The organism is bacterium (assembly GCA_036524115.1).
Lineage (GTDB): Bacteria > JAUVQV01 > JAUVQV01 > JAUVQV01 > DATDCY01 > DATDCY01.
Map to the genome: position 1 here is coordinate 1 of DATDCY010000097.1, position 9,277 is coordinate 9,277.

General features: G+C 70.4%; 6 protein-coding genes. All 6 read right to left on the reverse strand.

From position 1 onward, the window contains the following. Positions 1–879 (reverse strand): methylmalonyl Co-A mutase-associated GTPase MeaB (gene meaB / locus VI078_04585; protein HEY5998563.1); only part of this gene is annotated, 879 nt, incomplete at its 3' end. A 591-nt stretch (positions 880–1,470) separates the two neighbouring features. Beyond that, positions 1,471–3,459, reverse strand: a complete 1,989-nt coding sequence (locus VI078_04590) for an acetyl/propionyl/methylcrotonyl-CoA carboxylase subunit alpha (GenBank protein ID HEY5998564.1) — start codon at positions 3,457–3,459, stop codon at positions 1,471–1,473. Between the two features lie 153 nt (positions 3,460–3,612). Next, complete coding sequence (locus tag VI078_04595; GenBank protein HEY5998565.1) at positions 3,613–5,145, reverse strand: acyl-CoA carboxylase subunit beta; 1,533 nt, start codon at positions 5,143–5,145, stop codon at positions 3,613–3,615. A 116-nt stretch (positions 5,146–5,261) separates the two neighbouring features. Next, positions 5,262–6,989, reverse strand: a complete 1,728-nt coding sequence (locus VI078_04600) for a right-handed parallel beta-helix repeat-containing protein (GenBank protein ID HEY5998566.1) — start codon at positions 6,987–6,989, stop codon at positions 5,262–5,264. A 337-nt stretch (positions 6,990–7,326) separates the two neighbouring features. Then, entirely contained in the window at positions 7,327–8,394 is a 1,068-nt protein-coding gene (locus tag VI078_04605; protein ID HEY5998567.1) for a TOBE-like domain-containing protein, read from the reverse strand. Beyond that, positions 8,391–9,266: a sulfate ABC transporter permease subunit CysW gene (gene cysW / locus VI078_04610; protein HEY5998568.1), complete on the reverse strand. Its 876-nt coding sequence runs from the start codon at positions 9,264–9,266 to the stop codon at positions 8,391–8,393. The genes VI078_04605 and cysW overlap by 4 nt, the downstream gene beginning before the upstream one ends. Between the last annotated feature and the right edge of the window lie 11 nt (positions 9,267–9,277).

Here is a 9,277-nt window from a genome sequence, read left to right on the forward strand (position 1 = left end):
GACCCCGGGGTCGAAGCGCAGCCGCTCGAGCAGCGTCGCGGCGGTCTCGCTCCAGAGCCATTCGCCGGCCTGCTCGGCGCGCCGCGCGGCCAGGGCGCCGCCGGCGGCGAGCGTCTCGCGGTAGCGGCGCATCGTCGCCCAGGCCGCCGCGATGCCGGCGCCGGTCAGCGCCGAGCACGCCTCGACAGGGACCTCCCACCCGGGCGTGCGCGGTCGCAGCAGCCCCAGCGCGTTCCGGTAGGCGTCGACGGCGCGCGCGGCCGGCGCGGCCAGCTCGCCGTCCGCCTTGTTGACCAGCACGAGGTCAGCCAGCTCGACGATCCCGCGCTTGATCCCCTGCAGCTCGTCGCCGCCGCCCGGGACCAGGAGCAGCACGAACAGGTCGGTCATGCCGGCGACCGCGGTCTCGCTCTGGCCGACGCCGACCGTTTCGACGATGACGACGTCGAAGCCCGCGGCCTCGCACACGAGCAGCGCCTCGCGCGTGCGCCGGGCGACGCCGCCGAGCGACCCGCCGGAGGGGCTCGGCCGGATGAAGGCCTCGGGGCGGCGCGAGAGCTCGGCCATCCGCGTCTTGTCGCCGAGGATCGAGCCGCCGCTGGCGGGCGAGGAGGGGTCGACCGACAGGACCGCGACCCGCAGGCCCTCCGCGATCAGGTGCAGGCCGAGGGCCTCGATGAACGTGGACTTGCCCGCGCCGGGGACGCCGGAGACGCCGATGCGGAAGGAGCCGCCGGCTGCGGGCGCGAGCATCTCGATGAGCCGCGCCGCCTCGTCGCGGTGGTCCGCCCGCGTGGACTCGACGAGCGTGACCGCGCGCGCCAGCGCCCGCCGGTCGCCCTTCCGCACGTCGCCCGCCAACTGATCTGTCGTGTCCATTGTCCCTTCAGCTCGTCCAGCCCGCATCGCTACGTGCACGTGCTCGCGGGGCCGGGGCGGTGCCGTGCGGCCGCCTCGCTCCGCGCTCGACCGCAGCCCGTCCGGTCCTCCGCTCGAAACCTGTAACTCGCCCCTTCGGGGCTCAGACAACAGGTTTCGCCCCTCCGGGGCCGCTCCGGCCCGAACGCTGCGGGACCCGAGCGCTCCGCTATGCGTCCGCCCGTCACCGCCCCGCCCCCGCTCGGGCCCAAGCCGAACCGGTCTTGAGGGCGCCGGCCCGGGGGCGCCTGTGAACGGTCATAATGCGCCGGCCGCGTGCTGTGTCCGCTGAGGGTGGCCGGCGCATTGACAGTCGAGCAGCTGATGAGTGCTCCCGCCGATTGAAGGTGGCAGGGCGAGACGGAAGTGAACAGGCGCCCCCGGGGCCGTGGCCCGGCACAGACATGCAGAATTCACGGTACGGAGAGGCCGCTCAGAAGGGTCCAGATGCAAGGCGCGGGACGAACCGCGGACTGAGGCGGGCTGGTGCCCGCCGCAGGGAGGCGGGAGGAGCGCAACGCCGCAGATGGGCCCTTATCAGCGGCCGTCACGCTACTGTTTGAACTCCAGGATGGGCTGGTCGACGGCGAGACTGTCGCCCTTCCTGGCGAGCACCGCCGCCACCACCGCGTCCCGCTGGGCGAGCAGCGTGTTCTCCATCTTCATCGCTTCCACCACCGCCAGCACCTCGCCCTCCTTGACCTCCTGGCCCGGCGCGACCGCGATCGACACGAGCAGCCCCGGCATCGGCGAGAGCAGGAAGCGCGAGAGGTCGGGGGGCGGCTTGTGCGGCATGAGCGCCTGCAGCTCGGCCTCGCGCCGCGAGAGCACGAGCACGTCGGACTGCGAGCCCGAGTGGCTGAGGCGGTAGCCGATGCCGCGCCGCTCCACCTGCACGGCCACGGGGGCGTTGTTGACGGTGCCGGTGAACAGCGGCTCTCCGAAGCGCCAGTCGCTGCGCACGGCGTAGAGCGCGCCCTGCCAGGTGACGTCGTGGCCCCCGGGGACCGCGACGACGCGCGCCGGGACGGACTCGCCGCCCGCGAGCACCACCCACTCGTCCGGCACGACGCGCTCGTGCCCCGGGAGCTGCCCGGAGACCGTCGCCTCGCGGTCGCTGTGCAGCCGATGGATCGCTGCGGCGACGGCGGCGATGAGCGACGGGTTCTCGTGGGGCACATCCCCGGGGTGGAAGCCGTTCGGGTACTCCTCGGCGATGAAGTTCGTCGTGATCCTGCCCTCGACGAAGCGGGGGTGCTGCACGAGCGCGGTGAGGAAGCTGATGTTGTGCTGCACGCCGCGGATCACGAAGCGGTCGAGCGCGGTGCGCAGCCGCAGCAGGGCCTCGTCGCGGCTCGCACCGTGGGTGACGAGCTTGGCGATCATCGGGTCGTAGTACATCGAGACCTCGCCGCCCTCGTAGACGCCGGTGTCGACCCGCACGCCCTCGCCCGTCGGCGGCGGCGCGTAGCGCACCAGCCGGCCGGTGGACGGGAGGAACTTGCGGAACGGGTCCTCGGCGTAGACGCGCGCCTCCACGGCCCAGCCGTCGAGCCGCACCTGCTCCTGCGTCAGCGGCAGGCGCTCGCCCGCGGCGACGAGCAGCATCAGCTCCACGAGGTCGAGACCGGTGACGAACTCGGTGACCGGGTGCTCGACCTGCAGCCGCGTGTTCATCTCGAGGAAGTAGAAGTTGCGCCGCGCGTCGACCACGAACTCGACCGTGCCCGCCGAGGTGTAGCCGACGGCGCGCGCCAGCGCCACGGCCTGCTCGCCCATGGCGCGGCGGGTGGCGGCGTCGAGGAACGGCGAGGGCGACTCCTCGAGCACCTTCTGGTGGCGCCGCTGCACCGAGCACTCGCGCTCGTTGAGGTACAGCGTGCTGCCGTAGGCGTCCGCGATGACCTGGATCTCGATGTGCCGCGGTTGCTCGATGAACTTCTCGACGAAGACGCGCGCGTCCCCGAAGCTCGAGGCCGCCTCGCTGGAGGAGCGCGCGAAGCCCTCGCGGCACTCGCGGTCGTTGTGCGCGATGCGCATCCCCTTGCCGCCGCCGCCCGCGCTGGCCTTGAGCATGACCGGGTAGCCGATCGCGCGCGCGATCTCCACGGCGTGGTCGGCGTCGCGCATCACGTCGAGGGCCCCGGGGATCACGTTGACGCCGGCGTCCGCCGCGATCTTCTTCGAGGTGACCTTGTCGCCCATCGCGGCGACCGCGGTCGGGGGCGGGCCGATGAAGACGATCCCGGCGGCCGCGAGCGCCTCGGCGAAGCGCGGATTTTCCGAGAGGAACCCGTAGCCCGGGTGCACCGCCTCGGCGCCCGTCTGTTTGCAGGCCGCGATGATGCGGTCCGCCAGCAGGTAGCTCTGCGCGGCCGGCGGCGGGCCGATGTGCACGGCCTCGTCGGCGAGCCGCACGTGCAGCGCGTCGCGGTCGGCGTCGGAGTAGACGGCGACGGTCCTGATGCCGAGGCGCTTCGCCGTCGCGATGACGCGGCAGGCGATCTCGCCCCGGTTCGCGATGAGTATCTTACCGAACACGGCAGTTCCCCGAAGGGGTACCCCAGGCTTCAGCGCGCGAGGATTTTTTCGTCAGGGCAAGGAGGCTGTTGAGCGAGCGCGGAGGCGTACGGTCTGTACGCCGCACAAGCGAGCGAGACAACGACGCCGCCATGGCGAAAAGAGACCGCGCGCTCACAGCGGGATGTTGCCGTGTTTGCGCCATGGGTTCTCCAGCTTCTTGTCGCGCAGCATTGCCAGCGAGCGGCAGATCCGCGTGCGCGTGTCCCGCGGCAGGATCACGTCGTCGATGTAGCCGCGGTGCCCGGCGATGAAGGGGTTGGCGAACTTCTGCCGGTACTCCTCGGTGCGCTCGGCGAGCTTCGCGGGGTCCGCGGCGTCCTTGCGGAAGATGATCTCGACCGCCCCCTTCGGCCCCATGACCGCGATCTCGGCGGTCGGCCAGGCGAAGTTCACGTCGCCGCGCAGGTGCTTGGAACTCATGACGTCGTAGGCGCCGCCGTAGGCCTTGCGCGTGATGACCGTGACCTTGGGCACCGTGCACTCGGCGAAGGCGTAGAGCAGCTTCGCGCCGTGGCGGATGATGCCGCCGTACTCCTGCGCCGTGCCCGGCATGAAGCCCGGCACGTCGACGAAGGTGATGATCGGGATGTTGAAGGCGTCGCAGAAGCGCACGAAGCGCGCGCCCTTGTCCGAGGAGTTGATGTCGAGGCAGCCGGCGAGCACCATCGGCTGGTTGGCGACGATGCCCACCGTCGCGCCCTGCATCCGGCCGAAGCCGGTGACGATGTTCTTCGCGTACTCGGCCTTGAGCTCGAAGAACTCCCCGTCGTCGAGGACCTTCGTGATCAGCTCCTTGATGTCGTAGGGCTTGTTCGGGCTGTCGGGCACGAGCGTGTCGAGCGACCACTCCACGCGCTCGGCGGGGTCGTTCGTGGCGAGCACGGGCGGCTTCTGGCGGTTGTTCAGCGGCAGGAAGTTGAGGAAGCGGCGCATCAGCAGCAGCGCCTCGACATCGTTCTCGAAGATCCCGTCGGCGACGCCCGAGCGCGTGGCGTGCGTCACCGAGCCGCCGAGCTCCTCGTGCGTGACCTGCTCGTGCGTGACGGTCTTGACCACGTCGGGGCCGGTCACGAACATGTAGGAGGTGTCCTTGACCATGAAGATGAAGTCGGTCATCGCCGGCGAGTAGACGGCGCCGCCGGCGCAGGGCCCCATGACGATCGAGATCTGCGGCACGACCCCCGAGGCCAGCACGTTGCGCTGGAAGACGTCGGCGTAGCCGGCCAGCGAGACGACGCCCTCGTGGATGCGCGCGCCGCCCGAGTCGTTGATGCCGATCACCGGCACGCCCACGCGCATCGCGTGGTCCATGATCTTGCAGATCTTCTCGGCGTGCGCCTCCGAGAGCGCGCCGCCGAAGACCGTGAAGTCCTGCGAGAAGATGAACACCGCGCGCCCGTGCACCGTGCCGTAGCCGGTGACCACGCCGTCGCCGGGCACCGTCTTGTCGCCCATGTCGAAGTCCGTGCAGCGGTGCTCCACGAACATGTCCCACTCCTCGAAGGAGCCCTCGTCGAGGAGCAGCTCGATGCGCTCGCGCGCGGTGAGCTTGCCCTTGGCGTGGTGGGCCTCGATGCGGGCCCGCCCGCCCCCGAGCCGCGCCCCGGCGCGCTTCTCCTCCAGCTTCTTCAGAATCTCCTGCATGGGCCGGAAGTATAGAACAGAACTCGGGGGAATAGGCAATTCCTTGGGGAGGGCGGCGCGCGAAGGGGTGCCGCGACATCGGCGTCGCGGCACCCAGATCGCTCTTTATCGTGGAGCTACTGGAGCACCCTGCAGTCTCCCGGGCTGCGGCAGACACTAGCCTGCAGCGGCGGGGTGAACACATCCGGCGCGGTGATGAACCAGAAGCCGGTCTGACCGTCCCACGTCAGGGGCCCGAGGCCGGGAATCTCAAGGAAGTCCATCGCCCCCAGGGGGGTGGTCGCCTCCACATGCAGTTCGTTGGTGACGTAATTGTAGGTGCCGGCGACGATCGTGATGGTGCTCGATTGCGCCGCATATTCGTAGCACCCGAGGTCGACAACCGCAAGGCCGTCGCCATCGCCATCCTGGATTCTGTTCATTCCCAGGAGATCCAGGCTGCCCGCGTCGGCATTACTCCCGGAGTCGATGGGTGGGACACCGACGCCGCTGAGAGTGTAGGGATCGTTCCCCATGCCGCTGAAATGGGGGTCTACGTCCCAAGCTCCCGGCCAGCCGCCTTCGACGATGGAGTTCTGCGCGGTCAGCGTGGCGTACGGAGTGAGATAGACCTCGTCCGGCGTCCCCGGCGCAGTGTTGCCCCAAAGGATCGAGTTGACGATGCCCGCTCCCACGTCGACACAGGCGATCCCGCCGCCGCCGATCGCCGCGGTGTTGCCCGCGACCGTGCAGTTGACCAGAGTCGCCGGGCTGGGCCCGAAGGTGCTGACGCCGCCGCCGGCGGCCGTCGTCGAGACGTTGCCGGTCACCAGGGAATCGCGGACGCTGATCGTCAGGCCATTGTTCGTCGCGATGCCGCCGCCGCCGGAGTAGGCGGTGTTGTCCTGGATGCGGCAGCGCGCCACGGTCACCGTTCCGCACAGATAGAGCCCGCCGCCTCTGCCGCTGGCTCCCGTGGTGGTGTTGCCCGAAATGGTGCAGTCGCTGATGGTTGCGGTCGGCGTCGCGTAGATGCCCCCGCCTTCGGCGACGGACCGGTTGCCCGTGACGGTGGAATCCTCGAGGGTCAGTGTGGTGTCCTGGGCATCGATGCCTCCGCCGGAGTAGCCCGCCTTGTTGTCGCTGATCGTGGTGCCCTGGATCAGCAGCGTCGTGAACCGGCCCCGCAGACCGCCGCCCTGCCCAACGGCGGTGTTGTCGCTGATGACGCTGTCGACGATCACCGGAGAGCCGCCCTCCAGGAAGAGTCCGCCTCCGGCGTCGCCGGTGTTGTTGCCGATGATCCGCACCCGCTCGATGCGCGGGGAGGAGTTGTACGTGCAGATCCCGCCTCCTTTCGAGAGGATGGAGACGGTGCTGTTGCCGACGATGCGCGTATCGAGCACCGTCGGGGTGCCGCCATTCATGTAGATGCCCCCGCCCCGTAATGCGAGATTGCCTTGTATAATGCAGTTCTGGATCACCGGTGATGAACCGCTCGTGGCGATTCCTCCACCGTAGGTACTGGCTCCGCCGCCGTTCATGATGGTGAAGCCGCTCAACGTCGAAACGGCACCCTGGTCGGCGCCGAAGGTGACGACGGCGGCGTTTGCGGTACCCTTGATGATCGTTCTTTCAGGACCTTGACTGGAGCTAACCGTGATGGCTATTGCCCCGAAGTAGATGGGACCCGAATAGACTCCGGAGGCGACGACGACGTTATCCCCACTGCGGGCCGCGGCGATGGCGGCCTGGATGGTGCTGTACTGGGAGGGAACGTTCAGGGTGGCTGCGCGAGCGATGCTGAAAGCGCCTGCAAGGAAGATGGTGGCAACGAGAGCGGACCCGAGGATCCTTCGCAGCATGCGGTCCTCCTTCTCATTCGGAACCGATGGCTGTTTCACCCGGCGGCGGGGCCGCGACGGGTGGCTGAAGATCCAATCCTGCAGCCGACCAGCGGCAGGGCGATCCAAGGCTCAAAGCACGACGCCTATACCAATCACCCCCTTCCCCGGAGCGCAGTGGCGGAACCTTGGTGCAGTCGACCTCGGCGCGCGGCCGGCGAACGCCCGCGAGATCCGAGCCCGGACCTGTGGGTGGATCGTATGAGGAAATTCGAATGGTTGCAACCCGATGTGATGGAAGAGAAGGGTGCGCACCCTCAGATTAGCCGCGGTCGCTGTGGAGCCGTCGCCCAGGACGTCAGTCGGGCTGCTGGAGGAAGACGCGAACCTGCCGGGGGCGCACGCGGACGGTCTCGCCGCGCTCCAGGCCCAGGTCGGCGAAGCGCTCCGCCGTCAGCGCCACCTCGAAGGTCTCCCCGGTGTCGACCCGCTGGAGGTCGACGCGCGCGACGGGCCCGAGCCGGCGCACCTGCAGCACGGTGGCCGCGAGCCCGCCGTCCCGGCCGTCGGCGCGCTCGAGCTCCATCTCGTGGGCGCGCACGTACCCGACGGCGTGCGAGGCGCGGATGTCCGCGTGCTCGGGGACGTCGATTTCGTAGTCCCCGAGGCTGAGGCGGCCCCGGTGCACGCGGCCGCGGAAGAGGTTCACGTTGCCGAGGAAGTCGAGGACGAACGGCGAGGCCGGGCGCTCCCAGACCTCCTCGGGGGTGCCGACCTGCTCGATGCGCCCGGCGTTCATGAGCACGACCCGGTCGGCCACCTCGAGCGCCTCCTCCTGGTCGTGGGTCACGAAGACGCTCGTCACGTGCAGCTCGTCGTGCAGCCGCCGCAGCCACAGGCGCAGCTCGCGGCGCACGCGCGCGTCCAGCGAGCCGAAGGGCTCGTCGAGCAGCAGCACCTTCGGCTCGACGGCCAACGCCCGCGCCAGCGCCACGCGCTGCTGCTGGCCGCCCGAGAGCTGCCCCGGCGTGCGGTCGGCGAAGCGCTCGAGCTGCACGAGGCGCAGCAGCTCCATGACGCGGGAGCGGATGTGCTCCTTCGAGGGGCGCTCGCGCCGCGGCCGCACCTGCAGCCCGAAGGCGACGTTGTCGAAGACCGACATGCGGCGGAAGAGCGCGTAGTGCTGGAAGACGAAGCCGACCCGGCGCTCGCGCGCGGCCAGCGCCGCCGTGTCCTCGCCCGAGACGCGCACCGTGCCGGCGTCGGGGGCCTCGAGGCCGGCGACGATGCGCAGCAGCGTCGTCTTGCCGCAGCCCGACGGCCCGAGCAGCGCGACCAGCTCGCCCGAGCGCACCTGAAGGTCGATGTCGCGCAGCACCGTGACCTGGCCGAAGATCTTCGTGACCCCGCGGACCTCGATGCTCACGCGACACCTCCCGCGGCCGCGGCCCCGCCGGAGCGGCCTGCCGCGACCCGCCGCTGCAGCAGCTTCTTCACCGCGACCGTGAAGAGCGCCAGCAGCGAGAGCAGGGAGGCGACGGCGAAGGCGGCCGCGAAGTGGTACTCGTTGTAGAGGATCTCGACCTGCAGTGGCACCGTGGTGGTCTCGCCGCGCACGTGTCCCGAGACGACCGAGACCGCGCCAAACTCGCCGAGCGCCCGGGCGCTGGCGAGCACGATCCCGTAGAGCAGCCCCCAGGAGATGTTCGGCAGCGTCACGCGCCGGAAGATCTGCCAGCCGCGCGCGCCGAGGGTGAGCGCGGCCTCCTCCTCCTGCGAGCCGCCGGCCTCCATGAGCGGGATCAGCTCGCGCGCGACGTAGGGCAGCGTCACGAAGAGCGTCGCGACGATGATCCCCGGCAGCGCGAAGATGATCTTGACGCCGTGGGCCGCGAAGTGCCGGCCGAGGATCCCCGCGTCGCCGAGCAGCAGGATGAAGACCAGGCCCGAGACGACCGGCGAGATCGACAGCGGCAGCTCGATCAGCGAGGAGAGCAGCCGGCGGCCCGGGAAGCGGAAGCGGGTGACGGCCCAGGCCGCCGCCAGGCCGAAGGCGAGGTTCGCGGCGACGACGATGGCCGTGACCGTCAGCGTCAGCCGCACCGAGAAGAGCGTCTCGGGGTCGCGCACCGCCTCCCAGAAGGCGCCCGCGCCCTTGGCGAAGGCCTCGGCGAAGACCACCGCCAGCGGCAGCACCAGGAAGAGGGCGACGACCGCCAGCGCCGCGGCCGTCAGCAGGAGGCGGACCGCGAGCGGGTCGCGCGCGGCGGACCGGGAGGCGGGGGCCGGGCCGCTAATCCGCGCGCGGG

Coding starts and splice junctions, on each gene's coding strand:
- VI078_04595 (HEY5998565.1), bottom strand. CDS start 5,145: ATGCAGGAGATTCTGAAGAAGCTGGAGGAGAAGCGCGCCGGGGCGCGG.
- VI078_04600 (HEY5998566.1), bottom strand. CDS start 6,989: ATGCTGCGAAGGATCCTCGGGTCCGCTCTCGTTGCCACCATCTTCCTT.